Here is an 18,628-nt window from a genome sequence, read left to right as displayed (position 1 = left end):
CGGGGCGCCAGCCCGCCCCCGCCGCGGCGCGGCACTACCAGGGAAAACTGATCAGGTCGCCGTACAGGCTGCGCAGCCGGGCCTTGACCTCGGCCGACTGCTGATAGATGGCGATGAACTTGAGCAGCCGCGGGTCCTGCGCGCGGTCGGGCCGCGCGACCCAGCGGATGGCGTAGCGGCGCACATTGGCCGGGTCGGTATTGTCGAACGCCAGGCCGTCCTTTTCATCCAGGCCGGCCTGCTTGGCGAAGGTGGTGTAGGTGACCGACGCGGTGACGTCATCGAACACCCGTGCCGACTGCGAGCCCTCGATCTGCACGAACTTCAGCTTTTTGGGGTTGTCGGTCACGTCCTCGATCGTGGCCTGGTGCGCCACGCCGGGCTTGAGCTTGATCAGGCCGATGGACTCCAGCAGCAGCAAGGCGCGGCCGGTGTTGACCGGATCGTTGGGCACCGCGATGGTGGCGCCGTCCGGCAGCGGCTGGCCCTTCTTGAGCTTCTTGGAGAACAGGCCGATGGTGGTCGAATACCCATAGGCAATGGGCGTCAGGTTGGCGCCGCGACGGGCGTTGAACAGTTGCAGGAACGGTTCGTGCTGGAAGAAATTGGCGTCGACCGAGCCGTCGGCCACCGCGATGTTCGGCAGCACCCAGTCATTGAACTCGACCAGTTCCACCTCCAGGCCGGCCTTGCGCGCCTCGGCCACGGCCAGCTCGGTGGCGGCATTGGCCACGCTCGGGATCAGGCCGATGCGCAGCGGTTTGTCGGCCGCCAGCGCCGGACTGGCGCAGGCCAGCCCCAGGGCGGCCGCGGCGGCGCCGCGCGCCAGGGTCAGGAACAGGGATTGCAGAGACATGGGATCATCCGGAAAAGAATTCGATCGGCCCGGCTATTGTGCCGCAGCGCCGGCCCTGCCCGGCCAAAGGCCTTGCCCGCGCCATGGCGATCGCGTCACGCCACGGCGCTACACTCGACCCCGATACCGAAACCCTGCATGACGGAGTCCGACCTTGCAAAATACCGCCACCCTGCCCCCGCATGTCACCCTGATCGGCGCCCCCACGGACATCGGCGCGGGCGCGCGCGGCGCTTCCATGGGACCCGAGGCCCTGCGCGTGGCCGGCATCGGCCCGGTCATCGAGGCACAGGGATTTCAGGTCGCCGATCGCGGCAACCTCTACGGCCCGCCCAACCCCTGGCAGCCGCCCGTGGACGGCTACCGCCACCTGGACGAAGTGGCCGCCTGGAACCAGGCCGTGCACGACGCCATGTACGAGGCCCTGACGCAGGGGTCGCTGCCGATCCTGCTGGGCGGCGACCATTGCCTGGGCATCGGCTCGATCAGCGCGGTGGCGCGCCACTGCCGCGAGACCGGCAAGAAGCTGCGCGTGCTGTGGCTGGACGCGCACACCGACTTCAACACCAACGTGCTCACGCCGACCGGCAATATCCACGGCATGCCGGTGGCCTGCCTGTGCGGCCATGGTCCGGCCCAGATCACCGGCATGTCGGGCCAGACGCCCGACATCGATCCGGCCTGGGTGCGCCAGATCGGCATCCGCAGCGTCGACGACGGCGAGAAACGCCTGGTGCACCAGGCCGGCCTCGAAGTGTTCGACATGCGCTACCTGGACGAAATGGGCATGCGCGCGACGATGGAAGCGGCGCTGGCCGGACTGGACGCCGACACCCACCTGCACGTCAGCTTCGACGTCGACTTCCTCGACCCCGAGATCGCGCCCGGCGTCGGCACCACGGTGATGGGCGGCCCCACCTATCGCGAGGCCCAATTGTGCATGGAGATGATCGCCGACACCGGCCTGATGCGCTCGCTGGACGTCGTGGAACTGAACCCGGCCTTCGATGTGCGCAACAAGACCGCCGACCTCGCGGTGGACCTGATCGAGAGCCTGTTCGGCAAATCGACGCTGGTGCGGCGCGGCAGTTGACGCACGCTGGGCGGCGGCGGTGGCGCGGCGCGGGTTGCCGATTGCCACCGAACTGATTGAGAATGCCCCAGGTAGAACAAGAAACGCCCCCAGAGGAGACATTCCATGAAGTGCTATTGCGTCGTCAATTTCCGCGAACCGCTGCAGGAAGTGGATCAGCCCGTTCCCGTGCCGCAGGGCTCGCAGGTGTTGCTGAGGGTCCGCGCCGCGGGCGTCTGCCACAGCGACATCCACCTGTGGGAAGGCGGTTACGATCTCGGCCAGGGCCGCACCCTGTCGCTCAAGGAACGGGGCGTGACGCTGCCCCTGACGATGGGCCATGAGACCGTCGGCAGCGTGGTCGCCGCCGGCCCCGAGGCGACCGGCATCCAGACCGGACGCAACTACCTGGTCTATCCGTGGATCGGCTGCGGCGCCTGCCCCACCTGCCTGTCCGGTCAGGAAAACCACTGCACCGCCCCCGCCTGCCTGGGCATCCACCGCGCCGGCGGCTATGCCGAGCACATGCTGGTGCCGCACCCGCGCTACCTGATCGACATCGGCGACCTGGATCCGGCCCGCATCGCTCCCTACGCCTGCTCCGGCCTGACCACCTATTCTGCGCTCAGGAAGATCGGCGAGACCGTCTACCGCGAGCATCCCGTGGTGATCTTCGGCGCCGGCGGCCTGGGCCTGATGAGCCTGACGCTGATCAAGGCGCTCGGCGGCAAGGGCGGCATCGTGGTCGATATCGACCCGGCCAAGCGCCAGGCCGCGCTGGAGGCCGGCGCGCTGGCCGCCATCGACGGCGCCGCGCCCGACGCCGCGCAGCAGATCATCAAGGCCGCCGGCGGCAAGCCGCTGCAGGCCGCTATCGACCTGGTCGGCGCGCCGTCCACCACCGCGCTGGCCTTCGACTTCCTGACCAAGGGCGGCAAGCTCATCATCGTCGGGCTGTTCGGCGGCGCCTCGTCATGGCCGATCGCGCTGATTCCGATGAAAGCCATGTCGATCATCGGCAGCTACGTCGGCAATCTGGCCGAACTGCGCGAGCTGATGGACCTGGTGCGGGCCGGCAAGGTGCCGCCGATGCCGGTGCACCGCTATCCGCTGCGCGAGGCCGACGGCGTGCTGGCCTCGCTGCGCGCCGGCAAGGTGCTGGGCCGCGCGGTGCTCACGGTGGATTGACCCTCCGCCGGGGCGCCGCGGCGGGTCGCGGCGCCCCCGGGGTCGGACGGATAGTCGGGCGTGCCTGGCCCCTGTCGCGAATGGGCCTATCATAGGCACCTGCGCAACCGCGCCCATCTTCCCGCAAAGGATCTCGCATGACCGACCGCCAGCTCACCATTCTCGCGGCCATCAACCTGCTGATCGCCGTCGGCGCCGGCGCCTTCGGCGCGCACGGCCTCAAGCGCCTGGTGACTCCCGAGCTGCTGGCGGTCTGGCAGACCGGCGTCATGTACCATCTGATCCACGGCCTGGGCCTGTTCATCATCGCGCTGCTCGGCGCGCGCTACGGTTCGCCGCTGCTGTCGGCCGCCGGGTTGGTGATGTTCATCGGCATCGTGCTGTTTTCAGGTAGCCTGTACGTCCTGACCCTGACCGGCACCCACTGGCTGGGCGCGATCACGCCCGTGGGCGGCGCGGCCTTCCTGGCCGCCTGGGCGATGGTGGCGCTGGCCGCCTACCGCGCCCAGGGCTGAGCCCTCGCCGGGCCGCCGCCCGGCAACCCCGCATTACCTTCCCTGGCGGCCTCGGCCGCCTTTCCCGCTGAACCCCGATGTCCTCCTCTACCGTTTTTCCCGCCGCGCGTGACCATTCCGCCTTCGCAGGCATCGCCTGTGTCGCCGGCGGCATCTTCTTCCTGACGCTCAGCGACGCCAACGCCAAGTGGCTGGGCACCACCTACAACCCGCTGCAGATCCTGTTCCTGCGCGCGCTGATCGCGTTGCCGTTCGTCACCGCGCTGGCCGTCTGTCTGGGCGGGCGCCGGGTGCTGCGCACCGCCCATCCCGGCCTGCACCTCACGCGCGGCGCCATCAACGTGGTCTCGGCCTGTTGTTTCTACCTGGGGTTGCGCGCGCTGCCGCTGGCGGAGGCCACCGCTATCGCGTTCGCCGCGCCGTTGTTCGTCACGGCGCTGTCGGTGCTGATCCTGAAGGAACGCGTCGATGGCCGCCGCTGGCTGGCGGTGCTGGCAGGGTTCGCGGGCGTGCTGATCATCGTGCGGCCCGGCACCGACGCGTTCCAGGCCGCGACCCTGCTGCCGTTGACCACCGCCTTCCTGTATGCCGTCATGATGATCACGGCGCGCGGCATCGGCCGCGGCGAAGGCATGCTGACCACCACCTTCTACATCGTTGCAGGCCAATTGGTGTGCAGCGCGGTGGCGCTGCCCTGGATCTGGCACACGCCGGCTCTGGCCGACCTGCCCTATTTCGCGGCGGTGGCGCTGTTCAGCACGCTGGGGCTGGCGCTGATCACGCAGGGCTTTCGCATCGCGCCGGCCTCCGTGGTGGCGCCGTTCGACTACACCGGCCTGATCTGGGCCACCCTGCTGGGCTGGATCTTCTGGCGCGAGGCGCCCGATGCCTACGCCTACCTGGGGGCGCTGTTCATCGCGGGCAGCGGCGTCTACATCGCGCTGCGCGAGGCGCGCGGCTCGCAGAAGCGGCGCGCCAAAGACTAGTGTGACGCGCCGCGGATACGCCCGCCCGCCGGGCAGCGATCGCCGCGCGCCCGTCGCCAGCGGCGGCGCGATGCCTACTCGGTCGGCGGCGGCGCGATGCCTACTCCGTCGGCGGCGGGAAATTGCGCTTGAGCACGCGCGCCACGTTCGGTTCCTGGGCGGCCTGGCGCGCCACTGCCGTCAGCGCCGGACAGTTGGCCTCGAACCAGGCCTGACCCGGCCGCCAGTGCGTCATCACCGTCACGTACAGGTCCAGCGCGGAAAAGCGGCGGCCCAGCATGTGCGGCGCGCCGGCCTGGCGTTCCAGTTCCTGCCACAGCTCCGCGCGCCGCGTATGTATCCGCTCGCGCAGCAGCTCGGCCGGGGCGCCCGGGGTGGTCCACTGCGGCGGGTCGTCGCCATACGTGAAGGTGGGATAGATCGCCGCCACCAGGCGCACCAGCAGGTTCAGGAAGCGCGTCCGCTCAGGCCGCGCAGGCTCCGGCGCCAGGCCCGCCTGCGGCGCGACGTCGTGCAGGTGCAGCACCATGGCCGCGCTTTCGGTCATCACCTCGCCGTCCGGCGTGATCAGCGTCGGCACCTGCCCCAGCGGATTCAGGTGCAGCAGCCGGTCGCGTTCGGGACCGGGCTTCAGGTAAGGCACGTCGGTCAGCGTATGCGGCACGTTGGCCAGCGCCAGCGCCATTTCGACCACGGCCGAGCCGCAGCCCGGCGAGCCGATCAGTTCATACGTCTTCATGATTTTCACCCTCCCGTTTGCGCCGGCGCCAGCCGCAGCAACTCGCCCGGCGAGGCGTCGGTCAACACATAGACATAGCCGTCGAGTCCCTGCCGCACGTCGCGGATGCGGGCCTTGCGCTCGCCCAGCAGGCGTTCCTCGGCCACCACCTTGTCGCCGTCCAGCGTCAGGCGGATCAGGTCCTGGTCGGCCAGCGCGCCGATGAAGAGCGAGTGGCGCCAGGCCGGAAAACGGTCGGCGTCATAGAACGCCATGCCGCTGATGGCCGGCGACTTGGCCCACCAGTACAGCGGCGACTCCATGCCCGGCAGCGTTTCGCCCTTGGCCTCGGGAATCGGCTGGCCGGAGTAATTAATGCCATACGTCGCCAGCGGCCAGCCGTAGTTCCTGCCGGGCTGTACCAGATTGATCTCGTCGCCGCCGCGCGGGCCGTGTTCGTTCTCCCACAGCGCGCCGGTCCAGGGATTGAGCGCCATGCCCTGCGGGTTGCGATGCCCGTAGGACCAGATCTCGGGGCGCGCGCCGGCCCTGCCGGCGAAGGGATTGTCGGTCGGCACCGAGCCGTCGACCTTCAGGCGCACCACCTTGCCCTGCAGCTTGTCCAGGTCCTGCGCGGTGGGGCGCTGGTTGTTCTCGCCCAGCGAGATGAACAGGTAGCCCTTGCCGTCGAAGACCAGGCGCGAACCGAAGTGCAGCCCCTGCGACAGCTTGGGCGCCTGGCGGAACAGCACCTGGAAATCCTCCAGCGCGCTGGCGTCGGCCGAGAGGCGGCCGCGGCCGACCGCGGTGCCGCTGCGCGAACCGTCGGATTCAGCATACGAAAGATAGACGTAGCGGTCCTGCGCGAAACCCGGCGACAGCGCCACGTCGAGCAGGCCGCCCTGTCCTTGCGCGGCCACCTTGGGCACGCCGGCCAGCGGCTTGGACAGGCCGCCCGGCGTGCGCAGCAGGCGCAGGTTGCCCGGCCGCTCGGTGATCAGCACGCCCCCTTCGGGCAGGAAGGCCATCGACCACGGATGATCCAGGCCGCCCACCACCACCGTCACCTGCGCGCGCGCGGCGGGCGGGTGCTCGGGGCTTTTCTGCGGCGTGGCCCAAGCCGCGGCCGCGCACAAGGCGGCGCCGGCGAAGGCGATCAGGGACGAGGCGCGACGGATCGCGGACGGGCGTGACGGCATGGACATCTCCGGCGGCTGGGTGGGCGCGGCGGCGCTCGGCGGCGTCGCGCGGGTGGCGTACCATAGGAGCCAGCGACGGGTGGCCTCCCGTCCATTTCTCTCAGGAGACTCCCTTACATGAAACTGTACTACATGCCCGGCGCGTGCTCGCTCGCTTCCCACATCGTGCTGGAATGGATCGGCAAGCCCTACGACGCACACAAGCTCAGCCGCGACGAACTCAAGGGCCCCGCATTCCTCAAGGTCAATCCGCTGGGCGCCGTGCCTGCCCTGGACGACGACGGTTTCACCCTGACCCAGAACGTCGCGATCCTCGAATACCTGGCCGAACAGGCGCCGCAGGCCAAGCTGCTGGGCGACGGCTCGGCTCGCTCGCGCGCCGACGTGCGCCGCTGGCTCGGCTTCATCAACTCCGACATCCACAAGACCTTCTCGATGATCTTCGGCGCGGGCCGCTTCCTCGCCGAGGAAGCGCCACAGCAGGAACTGGCCGCCTCCGCGTCCAAGCTGCTGACGCGCCTGTTCGCGCTGCTGGACGCCCAGTTGATCAATCAGCCCTACCTGGGCGGCGAAGCGCCGTCGGTCGCCGACGCCTACCTGTACGTGGTGCTGCGCTGGGCCCATGCCAAGCAGGTCGACCTGTCGGGTCAGGAGCACCTGGCCGCGTTCTTCAAGCGCATGCAGGACAACGCCGGCGTCAAGGCCGCGCTCAAGGCCGAAGGCCTGGAGTAAGCCTGCCAGGCCGGCATGAACGGCCGGCCCGAACGCCCCGCCGCCCTTGCGCGCCGGGGCGTTTTCTCTTGCGCGCCGGCCTGATTGCCTTCAGCCGCCGACCAGCGCCGGCGCCGCGCTCTCCAGGACCTTCTTGACCGCCGCCAGGAAGCGCCGCGCCAATAGCGGCGGCGCGCTCAGGTTCGAATGCGTGGCCCAGATCTCGACGCTGGCGCCCGGCGCGATCGGCCGCAGCACCATGCTGTCGGTCTGGTCGGGCGACACGCACCACGCGTCCACCAGCGCCGGCCCCAGGCCCTGCTGCACGAACGAACAGGCCGTCACCGGCGAATGCACCTCCACCGCCGCCGGGCAGGCCGGCGCGCCGCCGAAGAACGATTGCAGCGCGCGTCCCAGCGGCGTGTCGCGCGGATAGCCGATCCACGCCGCCGAAGCGAAATCCTCCGGGTGCACCACCTCGTGCGCGGCCAGCGGATGGCCCTTTGGCAGCGCGCAGATCACCGGCACCGTCGCCAGCCGGGTCGAGGCCAGGTTGGGATGATCGGGCGGTCGCATCGAGATGCCGATATCGGCCTGCCCCGACAGGAAATACGCCGCCAGTTCGTCGAACGTGACGCTGCGGTAATCGACCCGCGCGTCGGCGTTGCGGTCGCGAAAGCGCCCCAGCGCCATCGGCACCAGCCGCTGGCCATAGCTGGCGCTGGCCACGATCTTGAGCATGCCCGCGCCCGATTGCCCGAGGCTGGCCGCGAGATCGTTGACGCGCTGGATGCCGCCATAGACCTGCTCGACCTCGGCGTACAGGCGCCGCGCCTCGGCGGTGGGCGAGAGCCGGCTCTTGACCCGCTCGAACAGGCGGTAGCCCAGGCGCGTCTCCGTCAGCGCCAGCACCCGGCTCACCGCCGGTTGCGACACATGCAGCATGCGCCCCGCGCCGCTGATCGAGCCGGCCATCATGATGGCGCGAAACACCTCGATCTGGCGCAGGTTCAGCGGCCGGCCGGCGCTCGGCCCGACCTCGTCGGCGTAGGCCTGCTCATCCATGTTGGTTCCCCTTGATCAATAACGGCGGATTATAGGTTTTCGACATTTTTCGATGACGCAGTGCCGCAATCCCGGTGCTAATCTGCCCGCCTCCACACAACAAAACAAGGGGAATCCAGCATGCAACGCACCTTCATCCGCAGCCTCGCCGCCCTGGCGCTGGCCGCCACCTTCAGCACGGGCGCGCAGGCCGCCGGCGCCTATCCCGACAAACCGATCACTTTCATCGTGCCGTCGGCCGCCGGCGGCTCGCCCGACGTGCTGTCGCGCCTGATCACCACGCAACTGGCCAAGGACACTGGCGCCACGCTGGTGGTGGAAAACCGCCCCGGCGCCGCCGGCAACATCGGCATCGCGCTGGTCAAGCGCGCCGCGCCCGACGGCTACACCGTGGGCTACGGCAACATCAACACGCTGGCCGTCAACCGCTCGCTGTTCAAGCGCCTGCCCTACGACGTCGACAAGGACCTGACGCCCGTGGCGCACATGTTCGACCTGTACAACGCGCTGATCGTGCCGGCGGATTCGCCTATCAAGAGCGTGCAGGACCTGATCGACCGCGCCCGCAAGGAACCCGGCCGCCTGTCGTATGGCGCCTCGGGCGTCGGCACCACCGGCCACATGGGCGGCGAGCTGTTCAAGAGCATGGCCAAGGTCGACGTCATGTTCATCCCGTACAACGGCGGCCCGGCCGCCATCCAGGACCTGCTGGGCGGCCGCCTGGACTACCTGTTCGTCAACACCTCCGAGGCCACCCCGCTGGTCAAGAGCGGCAAGGTGCGCGCCATCGGCGTCAGCAGCCTCAAGCGCCTGGCGCTGATGCCCGACGTGCCGACGCTGGACGAAGCCGGCCTGAAGGGTTACGAAACCGTGGCCTGGGGCGGCGTGGTCGCGCCCAAGGGCACCCCGCCCGAGGTCGTGGCCAAGCTCAACGCCGACATCCAGAAGGCGCTGCAGGCGCCCGAAGTGCGCACCGGCCTGGAAACGCTCGGCGCCGTGCCCGCCAGCGGCGCGCCGGATGAGTTCAAGCAACTGATCGATCGCGAAACCGCCAAGTGGAAGCAGATCATCGACACCGCCGGCATCGAGAAACTGGACTGAGCCCCGCCATGACGGACCGCAGCACCCGGATGAACCCCGCTCCGCAAGCCGACTTCATCGTGGCAGGCGCCACGCTCATCGACGGCGGGGGCGGTCCGTCGCGGCAGGGCGACCTGGCGGTGCGCGATGGGCGCATCGTGGCGCTGGGCGATTTCGCCCACATGCCGGGCGTGCCCGTGATCGATGCCCGCGGCCTGGCGCTGGCGCCCGGCTTCATCGACTCGCACACCCACGACGACGGCTACCTGCTGGCGCATCCGGACATGCTGCCCAAGGTCTCGCAAGGCATCACCACGGTCGTCACCGGCAACTGCGGCGTCAGCCTGGCGCCGCTGTCGCGCCGGGAGATCCCGCAGCCGCTGGACCTGCTGGGCCCGCCCGACCTGTTCCGCTTCGACACCTTCCGCGCCTGGCTCCAGGCGCTGGCCGAGACGCCCGCCGCGGTCAATGTCATCCCGCTGGTCGGCCACACCACGCTGCGCGTGGCCGTCATGGACGACACCGGCCGCGCCGCCACCGACGCCGAACGCCAGGCCATGCGCGCCCTGCTCGACGAAGCGCTGGCGGCCGGCGCCTTCGGCGTCTCCACCGGCACCTTCTACCCGCCCGCCAGCGCCGCGCCCACCGACGAGATCATCGACGTCTGCCAGCCGCTGCGCGGCCGCGCCGGCGCGATCTACGCCACCCACCTGCGCGACGAGGCCGACCACATCGTGCCGGCCATGGAAGAGGCGCTGCTGATCGGCCGCGAACTGGACTGCCGCGTGGTGTTCTCGCACCACAAGCTGGCCGGCGAACGCAACCACGGCCGCAGCCGCGAGACGCTCGACATGATCAGCCGCGCCGCCGCCACGCAGCGCGTCTGCCTCGACTGCCATCCATATCCGGCCACCTCGACCATGCTGCGGCTGGACCGCGCCCGCCTGGCCAGCCGCACCATGATCACGTGGTCAAAGGGCTACCCCGAGGCCACCGGCCGCGACTTCAGCGAGGTCATGGCCGAACTGGGCCTGGACGACGAAGCCGCCATCGCCCGCCTGGCGCCCGCCGGCGCCATCTACTTCCTGATGGACCCGGCCGACGTCAACCGCATCTTCAGCCATCCGCTGACCATGGTCGGCTCGGACGGCCTGCCCTTCGACCCGCACCCGCACCCGCGCCAATGGGGCACCTTCACCAACGTGCTGCGCACCATGGTGCGCGAACAACGGCTGCTGTCGCTCGAAACCGCCATCCACAAGATGACCGGCCTGGCGGCGGCCCAATACGGCCTGACCGAGCGCGGCCTGCTGCGCGAGGGGTATCATGCTGATCTGGTGCTGTTCGATCCCGCCAACGTCACAGACATGGCCACTTTTTCAGCTCCCATTCAGGTCAGCCAGGGCATCCACGCCGTGTGGGTCAATGGCAGGCAGGTGTGGGATGGGGAACGGACCGGCGCCGAACGCCCGGGCCAGGTACTGGCACCCGGTGATGCAATACCTTGGAGTCAACAAAGTGAATAGCTATTCCCAGGGCTGTTACCTGGGTGTTTTGGGCGGCATGGGCCCCATGGCCGGCGCCGCCTTCGCGCTCCGCCTCGCGGCGCTCACGCCCGCCGACGCGGACCAGCAGCACATCCCCACCCTGCTTCGCAACGATCCGCGCATCCCCGATCGTTCCAGCGCCTACATGGCCGGCGGCGAGAATCCCCTGCCCTACATGGTCGAAGGCGTGCGCTTCCTGGAACGCGCCGGCGCCCAGCTCATCGCCATCCCCTGCAACACCGCGCATCTCTGGTACGACGACATCGCCGCCGCCACCCAGCGCCCCGTGCTGCACATCATCCAGGCCGTCATCGACGACCTGCGCCGCCTGGGCCTGCAGCAGGGCCGCATCGGCCTGATGGGCACCGCCGCCACGCTCAAGCTCGGCCTCTACCAGCGCCATCTCGAAGCCCAGGGCTACGAATGCATCGTCCCCGACGACGATGAAGTCGAACGCTACTGCATGGCCTCGATCCGCGCCGTCAAGGGCAACCAGCTCGAAGCCGCCTTCGACCCCGCCGCCGACTGCATCGCCCGCCTCAAGGCCCGCGGCGCCGACGCCGTCGTCCTGGGCTGCACCGAACTGCCCCTGGCCGTGCCCCACGCCCTGCGTCCCAGCCTCGGCATCACCCTGACCGACTCCATCGACGCCCTGGCCCGCGCCGCCATCGCCCACTACCTGGCCGACCAGCCCGAGCAACGCATCGCGGCATAGGCAAGGCCCGCGAGTTGCGCGACCGCGCGACAACCGGGAGAATCGATCCGTGGGCCACCCTGTCGGTGGCCCCGGACTATCCAGGAGTGAAGGACGTGCGCAACCCCGTTCTCGCGGCAATGCCGACCAGCATCATGAAAGGCCGGCGCCGGCAAAGCGCGCAAGGCAAACATGCGATCCTGCACGCGGCATTCTGCGCCGTCCTCGCCAGCGCCCCGTTCCTGCCAGTCAAAGCCGCCCACGCCGCGGGCTTCGACTGCAAGGCCGCGAAAACCCATGTCGAACATCTGATCTGCGCCGACCCATCGCTATCCAGGCTGGACGACCAGGTGAAGGATCTCTACGACAAGATCCAGGCCGAAACCGCAGGCCGTGACGGTGAAACCGGTGAATGGCGCGATCCCATGGCAAAAGAGCAGACCCAATGGCGCACCACCGTGCGCGACCGTTGCCCCGACGCCGCCTGCCTGAAATCCGCCTACGAGGCCCGCATCGCCGCCATGAAAAAGAACTGGGCAGAAGCGCTAGGCCCCGCGGACAAGTAATACGCGACGCGCTCCGGGGTGGTCGAATCCTGCTATTTGAAAGCCCAGGCGCGCCAATCCCAGTGCCAGAGATTGAAGGCCGCTACCCATTGAATTCGATATCGTCCGAGCTCCATACCCGGCGCAGTTCGGCAATCCCTCTCTCTCCCCTCCCCAGCGGGTCATCCCCTCCCCCCGCGCGCAGCGTCATCCTCCCGACGCAAACCCACCGCGTATGCAAAGATCGGCCGCCCGCGCGGCCGATCTTTGCGGGCCCCGCAAAACCCGCCCCTTACCCCACGCTCCAGCAGCGCGACAAGCCTCGCAATCCGCAGCCCGAGGCGGGTGGTGCCCTGGCGAGGCGCGCCGTCGATGCGCCCGAGGGAATCTGAAGGAGCAGCCGCAGGCTGTGACGAAGATGACGACGGGGCAGTCCGGAGCGAACGCTCCGGACCGCAATCGTTGGCGCGCCTCGCCAGGGCGCCGCCCGCCTCGGGCGACCTACGAAGACACGCCACTCCCAACGAAAAAAAAGGGCGCCCCTTTCAGTAGCGCCCAAATTTCCCTTCGCGGGGAATAAAACCTTCAAGCGGATCACCCGCCCAGATAAGCCTTCCGCACCTGATCATTGACCAGCAGATTCGCCCCCGTATCCTGCAGCACGACCCGCCCGTTCTCCAGCACATACCCGCGATCCGCCACCTGCAGCGCCTTGTTGGCATTCTGCTCGACCAGGAACACCGTCACGCCCTGCTCGCGGATCTCGCGGATGATGTCGAAGATCTGCGCGATCACCAGCGGCGCCAGCCCCAGCGTCGGCTCGTCCAGCAGCAGCAGGCGCGGCCGCGTCATCAACGCCCGCCCGATCGCCAGCATCTGCTGCTCGCCGCCCGACATCAGCCCGGCGCGCTGGCTGGCCCGTTCCTTCAGGCGCGGGAACAAGCCATAGACGTGGTCGATGCCCGCCTGGATCTCCTCGCGCTTGGAGAAAAAGCCGCCCATCATCAGGTTCTCGGCCACCGTCAGATCCTTGAACACGCGGCGCCCTTCCGGCGAAATGGCGATGCCATTGCGCATGATGTGGTGCGTGTCCTTGTTGGTGATGTCCTCGCCCTCGAAGGTGATCTTGCCTTCCTTGGCGCGCGGATTGCCGCAGACCGTCATCAGCAGCGTCGTCTTGCCGGCGCCGTTGGCGCCGATCAGGGTCACGATCTCGCCCTTGTTGACGTCCACCGACACGCCATTGAGCGCCTGGATGGCGCCGTAGAACGTGTGAATGTTTTCCAGCTTCAGCATTTATTCCTCCCCCAGGTACGCCTTGATGACGCGCTCGTCGTTGCGCACCTGCTCGGGGGTGCCGGTAGTGATGGGCTTGCCGTGCTCCATGACCAGGATGCGGTCGGAAATGCCCATGATCAGGCTCATGTCATGCTCGATCAGCAGCACCGCCACGCCGAACTCGCGGCGCAACTGGTCGATCAGCGATTGCAGATCGCGCTTTTCCTGCGGATTCAGGCCGGCGGCCGGCTCGTCCAGCATCAACAGGCGCGGCTTGGTGATCATGCAGCGCGCGATCTCCAGGCGGCGCTGGTGGCCATAGGCCAGGTTGCCGGCCTCGCGGTTGGCATACTCGCGCAGCCCCATGAAATCCAGCCACTGCGCCGCGCGCGACAGCGCGTCGGCCTCCGACTGGCGGTAGGACTTGAGCTTGAGCAGGCCGGGCAGCAGGCGCGATTCGACCTGCGTATGCTGGGCCACCAGCAGGTTCTCCAGCACCGTCAACTGCTTGAACAGCCGCACGTTCTGGAACGTGCGCACCAGCCCGTGGCGCGCCACCTTGTGGCTCGGCAGGCCGGTGATGGACTTGCCGTCCATCACGATATCGCCGGCCGTCGGCGCGTAGAAACCGCCCACGCAGTTGAACACGGTGGTCTTGCCGGCCCCGTTCGGGCCGATGATGGCGAACACCTCGTCGGATTTGACTTCGAACGCCACGCTATCGACGGCCAGCAGGCCGCCGAAGCGCATGGTCAGTCCGGATACTTTCAGCAATGCCTCGCTCATTTAGCCAGCTCCACGTGGGGACGCTTCATGGGCAACAACCCCTGCGGACGCCACATCATCATCAATACCATCACCAGGCCGAACATCAGCATCCGGTACTCGGCGAACTCGCGCGCCAGCTCGGGCAGCACCGTCAGCAGGACCGCCGCCAGGATCACCCCGATCTGCGAACCCATGCCGCCCAGCACCACGATGGCCAGGATCAGCGCCGACTCGATGAAGGTGAAGGATTCCGGGTTGACCATGCCCTGGCGCGCCGCGAAGAAGGCGCCGCCGAAGCCGGCGAAGGTCGCGCCCAGCGTGAATGCCGACAGCTTGATGCGGGTCGGGTTCAGGCCCAGCGAACGGCAGGCGATCTCGTCCTCACGCAGCGCCTCCCAGGCGCGGCCGACCGGCATGCGGATCAGGCGCGTGGAGACGAACAGCGTGATCAGCGCCAGCAGCAGCGCCATCATGTAGAGATAGATCACCATGTGCTGGTTCTGGAAGGTCAGACCGAAGAAGTCGTGGAACGTGGTGCCCCCTTCCGTGCTGGCGCGTCGCGTCATCTCCAACCCGAACACCGACGGCTTGGGAATGCCCGAGATGCCGTCCGGACCGCCCGTGAGCGTGTTCAGGTTGATCAGCAGCAGGCGGATCATTTCGCCGAAGCCCAGCGTCACGATGGCCAGGTAGTCGCCGCGCAGGCGCAGCACCGGAAAGCCCAGGATGAAGCCGAACAGCGCGGCCATGGCGCCCGAGAACGGCAGCGCCTCCCAGAAGCTCCAGCCGCCCCAGTGGTACAGCAAGGCGTAGGTATAGGCGCCGACGGCATAGAAGCCGACGAAGCCCAGGTCCAGCAGCCCGGCGAAACCGACCACGATGTTCAGGCCCAGGCCCAGCATCACGTAGATCAGCACCAGCGTGGCGATGTCGACCGAACTGCGGCCGGCGAAGAACGGCCAGGTCACGGCCACCGCCAAAATCAGCAGCATCAACAGCTTGTGGTTCTTGGCCGGCGCCGACGGCAGCGTCGGCAGGTCTTTCTTGAGCCTCTGGAACGGCTTGGCGATCCAGGGCCGCAGCAACTGGAACACGAACACGACCGCGGCGGCGATGGCCACCAGCGACCAATGCGACTCCATCGAGGTGCGCGCGCCCTGGCGGATCAGTTGCAGGCCGAAGACGGGGGTGACGATGACGGCGGTCAGCACCGCCGCCATGGTGGCGTTTTTGAGATTGTTGTTCGACATCAGACTTTTTCCACCTCAGGTTTGCCCAACAGCCCGGTGGGACGGAACAGCAGGATCAGGACCAGCAGCGAGAACGCCACGATGTCCTTGTACTGCGACGAGATATAGGCTGCCGCGAACGTTTCGGCCAGGCCCAGCAGCACGCCGCCCAGCATGGCGCCGGGGATGCTGCCGATGCCGCCCAGCACCGCCGCCGTGAAGGCCTTGATGCCGGCCAGGAAGCCGATGAAGGGATTGAGCTTGCCGATGGTGATGGCGATCAGCACGCCGCCCACCGCCGCCAGGATCGCGCCCATCACGAAGGTGAACGAGATCACCCGGTTGGTGTCGATGCCCAGCAGGTTGGCCATGTGCATGTCCTGCGAGCAGGCGCGCGAGGCGCGGCCCATGCGGGAATACTTGATGAACAGCGTCAGGCCGATCATCAGCACCACGGTCACCAGGATGATCATGATGCGCGAATACGGCACCGTCACATCGAAGTCGGATCCCATGTGGAACTGCACCGCGCCCGACACCAGCGAAGGCACCGCCATGTCGCGCGCGCCCTGGCCCAGGGCGACCCAGTTCTGCAGGAAGATCGACATGCCGATGGCCGAGATCAGCGCCACCAGGCGGGGGCTGCCCCGCACCGGGCGGTACGCGACCCGCTCGACGCTGAAACCGTAGATGCCGGTGACGACGATGGCCACCAACAGCATGGCGGCGATGATGAACGGAACCGGCAGGCCGCTGCCCGTGCCGATGGCCGTCAGGGTGACCAGGCCGACATAGGCGCCGATCATGTAGATTTCGCCGTGAGCGAAGTTGATCATACCGATGATGCCGTAGACCATTGTGTAGCCGATGGCAATCAACGCGTAGATCGCGCCCAGAGACAATCCGTTGAAGAATTGCTGGGTAAGTTGGGGTATGAGGTCGGACATTATTTCTCTTGCTCCAAATAGTTCCGGCTCCGGTAGAGAGACCCGGAGCCGGAAACCTGGGCGTATTTTAAGGGCCTGTGGTCACCGCATGCCGGCCGCACAGCGCTTTTGGCGCATCGCTACGCGGATTACGGCACAACGACGACGACAGGCCCTACGCGCCGGCAACACGCCGGCGGAATCGCGGGAGTTTACAGCTGGGTCTTCTTGCCGTTCTTGTCCCATTTGTAAACGGCGAACTCGAAGTTCTTCAGGTCGCCCTTGGCGTCGTACTCGACCTTGCCGATGCCGGTGTTGAACGTGGTCTTGTGCATGTAGTCGGCGACCTTGGCGGGGTCTTCGCCCACCGCGGTGATGCTGTCGGCCAGGATCTGCACCGCGGCGTAGGCCGGCATCTGGAAGGCGCCGTCCGGATCGCGCTTGGCGTCCTTGAAGGCCTTGACGATGCTTTCGTTGCCCGGCAGCTTGGTGAAGTCGGCGGGCAGCGTGACCAGCAGGCCCTCGATGGCCGGACCGGCGATCGCCACCAGATCCTGGTTGGCCGTGCCTTCCGGACCCATGAACTGGACCTTCAGGCCCTGTTCACGCGACTGGCGCAGCAGCAGGCCGAGTTCGGGGTGGTAGCCGCCGAAGTAGACCAGGTCGACGCCGGCCGACTTGAGCTTGGTGATGATGGCCGAGTAATCGCTGTCGCCGACGTTGATGCCTTCGAACAGCGCCACGTTCACGCCTTCCTTGGTCAGGGTGTCCTTGACCTGGGTGGCCACGCCCGAGCCGTAGGTCTGCTTGTCGTGCAGCACGGCGACCTTCTTGGGCTTGAGGGTGTTGGCGATGTAGCGCGCGGCGTACGGACCCTGCTGGTCGTCGCGGCCGATGGTGCGGAAGAAGTAATGCGGCTTGATCGTGTCGGTGACCAGCGGCGAGGTGGCGCCCGGGGTGATGCCGACGATGCCTTCCTGTTCGTAGACGTTGACGGCGGCCACGGTCACGCCCGAGCACGCATGGGCCACGGCGAACTTGGCGCCGGAGTTGACCACGCGGTTGGCGGCCGGCACGGCCTGCTTCGGTTCGCAGCCGTCGTCGATGAGGATCGGTTCGAGCTTCTTGCCCTTCACGCCGCCCTTGGCGTTGATGGTCTCGATGGCAGTCAGCGCGCCAGCCTGGATCTGGTCGCCGTACTGGGTGTTGGGGCCCGTCATGGGCTGCGGGATGCCGATCTTGATCGTATCGGCGGCGTGCACGGAACCTGCCAGGGCAAGCGCCCCGAATGCCATAGCTACCGGGGTAAGGCGATGCAGAAACTTCATGCGGAGTTCTCCAGCGAGGTTTTGAGCGGCTCTGTTCGATCCGGCCTGTCGGGTGGATACCCCGCAACCCGTATCGCGCGTCGCCGGCTTCTTGGGCAAAAACACGGTGTGGCCGGTATTCTGGAAGCAAGCCGACATACTGTCACTGCGTGTAATCCCCAATATTTCACGACAAACCTTTAATCGTGACGGATTACCGCGACAAGTGCGTGAAAACGCAGGAGAAATCCGCGCGGCGCCTGTGATGGCGCATGGCGCCGCGGGCAAAAACATGGCAGGCGATTTATATGAATAATCATTAATACATCGTTTGACTTCGCATTTTCATACAGTACTTACGCGAGTCTTACGGATAATGATTATCCCGTTAATAATAATCGCCGTTTTTTCGAAAATCAGGCGTTGGCCGGTTTGGCCAGGTTCCACATCAGGGCGCGGAACGGCGCCAGCATGCTGATGTTGACGGCCAGCTTGATCGCCAGGTCGCCCATCATCCAGGTCACCCAGGGCGTGCCGGTGGCGGCGAAGGCCACGCTGAAGAACACCGCGGTGTCCAGGATCGCACCCAGCACGCCCGAGACCAGCGGCGCGCGCCACCAACGCTGGTCACGCAGGCGATCGAACACCTGGATGTCGACCAGTTGCGCGCAAATGTAGGCCAGGCCCGAGGCCAGCGCGATGCGCGGCGACGCCACCCACACCGACACCGCCAGCGCGGCGGCGAAACCGAACCACACCACCCGCCGCGCGGCCGCGGGGCCGAAACGGCGGTTGAGCACGTCGGTCACCAGGAAGGCCACCGGATACGACAGGCCGCCCCAGGTCAGCCAGTCGTTCAGCGGCACCTGCACCAGGATGTTCGAGCCCACCACCACCAGCAGCATGCACAGCACGGCGATGCCGAACTGCGCCCGGCTCATGGG

At 67.6% G+C, this 18,628-nt stretch carries 19 protein-coding genes; 9 read left to right on the top strand and 10 right to left on the bottom strand.

Annotated elements, in window-relative coordinates; translation table 11 throughout:
- Positions 1-34 precede the first annotated feature (34 nt).
- Positions 35-856, bottom strand: coding sequence for a MetQ/NlpA family ABC transporter substrate-binding protein (locus HV783_RS04535; protein WP_116791194.1), 822 nt, complete (start codon positions 854-856; stop codon positions 35-37).
- 154 nt (positions 857-1,010) lie between these two features.
- Here HV783_RS04535 and rocF point away from each other — a divergent pair, with 154 nt between their 5' ends.
- The 4 genes from rocF to HV783_RS04515 all read left to right on the top strand — a co-directional run bounded on the left by rocF (position 1,011) and on the right by HV783_RS04515 (position 4,617).
- Entirely contained in the window at positions 1,011-1,949 is a 939-nt protein-coding gene (gene rocF / locus HV783_RS04530; RefSeq protein WP_054502588.1) for an arginase, read from the top strand.
- A 105-nt stretch (positions 1,950-2,054) separates the two neighbouring features.
- Positions 2,055-3,116 carry an alcohol dehydrogenase gene (locus HV783_RS04525; RefSeq protein WP_116791195.1) on the top strand — a complete coding sequence of 354 codons (1,062 nt, stop codon included), beginning with the start codon at positions 2,055-2,057 and terminating at the stop codon, positions 3,114-3,116.
- Between the two features lie 137 nt (positions 3,117-3,253).
- On the top strand, positions 3,254-3,631 hold the full coding sequence (locus HV783_RS04520; RefSeq protein ID WP_054434041.1) for a DUF423 domain-containing protein: 378 nt from the start codon (positions 3,254-3,256) through the stop codon (positions 3,629-3,631).
- A 77-nt stretch (positions 3,632-3,708) separates the two neighbouring features.
- The gene (locus HV783_RS04515; protein ID WP_144657240.1) at positions 3,709-4,617 is read left to right on the top strand and encodes a DMT family transporter; all 909 of its coding nucleotides are present in this window, start codon (positions 3,709-3,711) and stop codon (positions 4,615-4,617) included.
- A gap of 100 nt (positions 4,618-4,717) precedes the next feature.
- Here the strand turns inward: HV783_RS04515 and HV783_RS04510 are convergent, their stop codons facing one another.
- On the bottom strand, positions 4,718-5,356 hold the full coding sequence (locus HV783_RS04510) for a glutathione S-transferase family protein (RefSeq protein WP_054502867.1): 639 nt from the start codon (positions 5,354-5,356) through the stop codon (positions 4,718-4,720).
- Positions 5,357-5,361: 5 nt separating this feature from the next.
- Positions 5,362-6,534 (bottom strand): PQQ-dependent sugar dehydrogenase, encoded by a 1,173-nt coding sequence (locus HV783_RS04505; protein ID WP_054502591.1) that lies wholly within the window; start codon positions 6,532-6,534, stop codon positions 5,362-5,364.
- 117 nt (positions 6,535-6,651) lie between these two features.
- Between HV783_RS04505 and HV783_RS04500 the strand changes: the two genes are divergently transcribed.
- Positions 6,652-7,266, top strand: a complete 615-nt coding sequence (locus HV783_RS04500; RefSeq protein ID WP_064526677.1) for a glutathione S-transferase family protein — start codon at positions 6,652-6,654, stop codon at positions 7,264-7,266.
- Positions 7,267-7,356: 90 nt separating this feature from the next.
- Here the strand turns inward: HV783_RS04500 and HV783_RS04495 are convergent, their stop codons facing one another.
- On the bottom strand, positions 7,357-8,310 hold the full coding sequence (locus HV783_RS04495; protein ID WP_116791198.1) for a LysR family transcriptional regulator: 954 nt from the start codon (positions 8,308-8,310) through the stop codon (positions 7,357-7,359).
- A gap of 120 nt (positions 8,311-8,430) precedes the next feature.
- Here HV783_RS04495 and HV783_RS04490 point away from each other — a divergent pair, with 120 nt between their 5' ends.
- The 4 genes from HV783_RS04490 (at position 8,431) to HV783_RS04475 (ending at position 12,197) form a co-directional block, all read left to right on the top strand.
- Positions 8,431-9,411: a Bug family tripartite tricarboxylate transporter substrate binding protein gene (locus HV783_RS04490; protein ID WP_064526671.1), complete on the top strand. Its 981-nt coding sequence runs from the start codon at positions 8,431-8,433 to the stop codon at positions 9,409-9,411.
- 8 nt (positions 9,412-9,419) lie between these two features.
- Positions 9,420-10,916 (top strand): N-acyl-D-amino-acid deacylase family protein, encoded by a 1,497-nt coding sequence (locus tag HV783_RS04485; protein WP_175188756.1) that lies wholly within the window; start codon positions 9,420-9,422, stop codon positions 10,914-10,916.
- Positions 10,909-11,652 (top strand): cysteate racemase, encoded by a 744-nt coding sequence (gene cuyB / locus HV783_RS04480; protein WP_175188755.1) that lies wholly within the window; start codon positions 10,909-10,911, stop codon positions 11,650-11,652. The genes HV783_RS04485 and cuyB overlap by 8 nt, the downstream gene beginning before the upstream one ends.
- Before the next feature lie 95 nt (positions 11,653-11,747).
- Positions 11,748-12,197 (top strand): lysozyme inhibitor LprI family protein, encoded by a 450-nt coding sequence (locus HV783_RS04475; protein ID WP_240806502.1) that lies wholly within the window; start codon positions 11,748-11,750, stop codon positions 12,195-12,197.
- 573 nt (positions 12,198-12,770) lie between these two features.
- On the opposite strand, the gene HV783_RS04470 is transcribed toward HV783_RS04475, so the two are convergent.
- The 6 genes from HV783_RS04470 to HV783_RS04445 all read right to left on the bottom strand — a co-directional run bounded on the left by HV783_RS04470 (position 12,771) and on the right by HV783_RS04445 (position 18,625).
- Positions 12,771-13,472, bottom strand: coding sequence for an ABC transporter ATP-binding protein (locus HV783_RS04470; RefSeq protein ID WP_049073552.1), 702 nt, complete (start codon positions 13,470-13,472; stop codon positions 12,771-12,773).
- A complete protein-coding gene (gene livG / locus HV783_RS04465) occupies positions 13,473-14,240 on the bottom strand; it encodes a high-affinity branched-chain amino acid ABC transporter ATP-binding protein LivG (protein ID WP_049073551.1) in 768 nt (255 codons plus the stop codon).
- Positions 14,237-15,472 carry a high-affinity branched-chain amino acid ABC transporter permease LivM gene (locus HV783_RS04460; RefSeq protein WP_175167868.1) on the bottom strand — a complete coding sequence of 412 codons (1,236 nt, stop codon included), beginning with the start codon at positions 15,470-15,472 and terminating at the stop codon, positions 14,237-14,239. The genes livG and HV783_RS04460 overlap by 4 nt, the downstream gene beginning before the upstream one ends.
- On the bottom strand, positions 15,472-16,398 hold the full coding sequence (livH, locus tag HV783_RS04455) for a high-affinity branched-chain amino acid ABC transporter permease LivH (RefSeq protein ID WP_049073549.1): 927 nt from the start codon (positions 16,396-16,398) through the stop codon (positions 15,472-15,474). The genes HV783_RS04460 and livH overlap by 1 nt, the downstream gene beginning before the upstream one ends.
- Positions 16,399-16,589: 191 nt before the next feature.
- On the bottom strand, positions 16,590-17,705 hold the full coding sequence (locus tag HV783_RS04450) for a branched-chain amino acid ABC transporter substrate-binding protein (protein WP_025140820.1): 1,116 nt from the start codon (positions 17,703-17,705) through the stop codon (positions 16,590-16,592).
- Between the two features lie 395 nt (positions 17,706-18,100).
- Positions 18,101-18,625, bottom strand: coding sequence for a queuosine precursor transporter (locus HV783_RS04445; RefSeq protein WP_049077771.1), 525 nt, complete (start codon positions 18,623-18,625; stop codon positions 18,101-18,103).
- Positions 18,626-18,628: the final 3 nt, after the last annotated feature.

This window comes from Achromobacter dolens (assembly GCF_902859745.1).
In the GTDB taxonomy this organism is placed as follows: Bacteria; Pseudomonadota; Gammaproteobacteria; order Burkholderiales; family Burkholderiaceae_B; genus Achromobacter; species Achromobacter dolens.
Note: the sequence above shows the minus strand (reverse complement) of the source record. Positions and strands in the feature narration are given on the sequence as shown.

Excerpts from the sequence above, each read along its gene's own strand:
- HV783_RS04535 (WP_116791194.1), bottom strand. The coding sequence starts at position 856 with ATGTCTCTGCAATCCCTGTTCCTGACCCTGGCGCGCGGCGCCGCCGCG.
- HV783_RS04525 (WP_116791195.1), top strand. The coding sequence starts at position 2,055 with ATGAAGTGCTATTGCGTCGTCAATTTCCGCGAACCGCTGCAGGAAGTG.
- HV783_RS04520 (WP_054434041.1), top strand. The coding sequence starts at position 3,254 with ATGACCGACCGCCAGCTCACCATTCTCGCGGCCATCAACCTGCTGATC.
- HV783_RS04515 (WP_144657240.1), top strand. The coding sequence starts at position 3,709 with ATGTCCTCCTCTACCGTTTTTCCCGCCGCGCGTGACCATTCCGCCTTC.
- HV783_RS04510 (WP_054502867.1), bottom strand. The coding sequence starts at position 5,356 with ATGAAGACGTATGAACTGATCGGCTCGCCGGGCTGCGGCTCGGCCGTG.
- HV783_RS04505 (WP_054502591.1), bottom strand. The coding sequence starts at position 6,534 with ATGCCGTCACGCCCGTCCGCGATCCGTCGCGCCTCGTCCCTGATCGCC.
- HV783_RS04500 (WP_064526677.1), top strand. The coding sequence starts at position 6,652 with ATGAAACTGTACTACATGCCCGGCGCGTGCTCGCTCGCTTCCCACATC.
- HV783_RS04495 (WP_116791198.1), bottom strand. The coding sequence starts at position 8,310 with ATGGATGAGCAGGCCTACGCCGACGAGGTCGGGCCGAGCGCCGGCCGG.
- HV783_RS04490 (WP_064526671.1), top strand. The coding sequence starts at position 8,431 with ATGCAACGCACCTTCATCCGCAGCCTCGCCGCCCTGGCGCTGGCCGCC.
- HV783_RS04485 (WP_175188756.1), top strand. The coding sequence starts at position 9,420 with ATGACGGACCGCAGCACCCGGATGAACCCCGCTCCGCAAGCCGACTTC.
- HV783_RS04470 (WP_049073552.1), bottom strand. The coding sequence starts at position 13,472 with ATGCTGAAGCTGGAAAACATTCACACGTTCTACGGCGCCATCCAGGCG.
- livG (WP_049073551.1), bottom strand. The coding sequence starts at position 14,240 with ATGAGCGAGGCATTGCTGAAAGTATCCGGACTGACCATGCGCTTCGGC.
- HV783_RS04460 (WP_175167868.1), bottom strand. The coding sequence starts at position 15,472 with ATGTCGAACAACAATCTCAAAAACGCCACCATGGCGGCGGTGCTGACC.
- livH (WP_049073549.1), bottom strand. The coding sequence starts at position 16,398 with ATGTCCGACCTCATACCCCAACTTACCCAGCAATTCTTCAACGGATTG.
- HV783_RS04450 (WP_025140820.1), bottom strand. The coding sequence starts at position 17,705 with ATGAAGTTTCTGCATCGCCTTACCCCGGTAGCTATGGCATTCGGGGCG.
- HV783_RS04445 (WP_049077771.1), bottom strand. The coding sequence starts at position 18,625 with ATGAGCCGGGCGCAGTTCGGCATCGCCGTGCTGTGCATGCTGCTGGTG.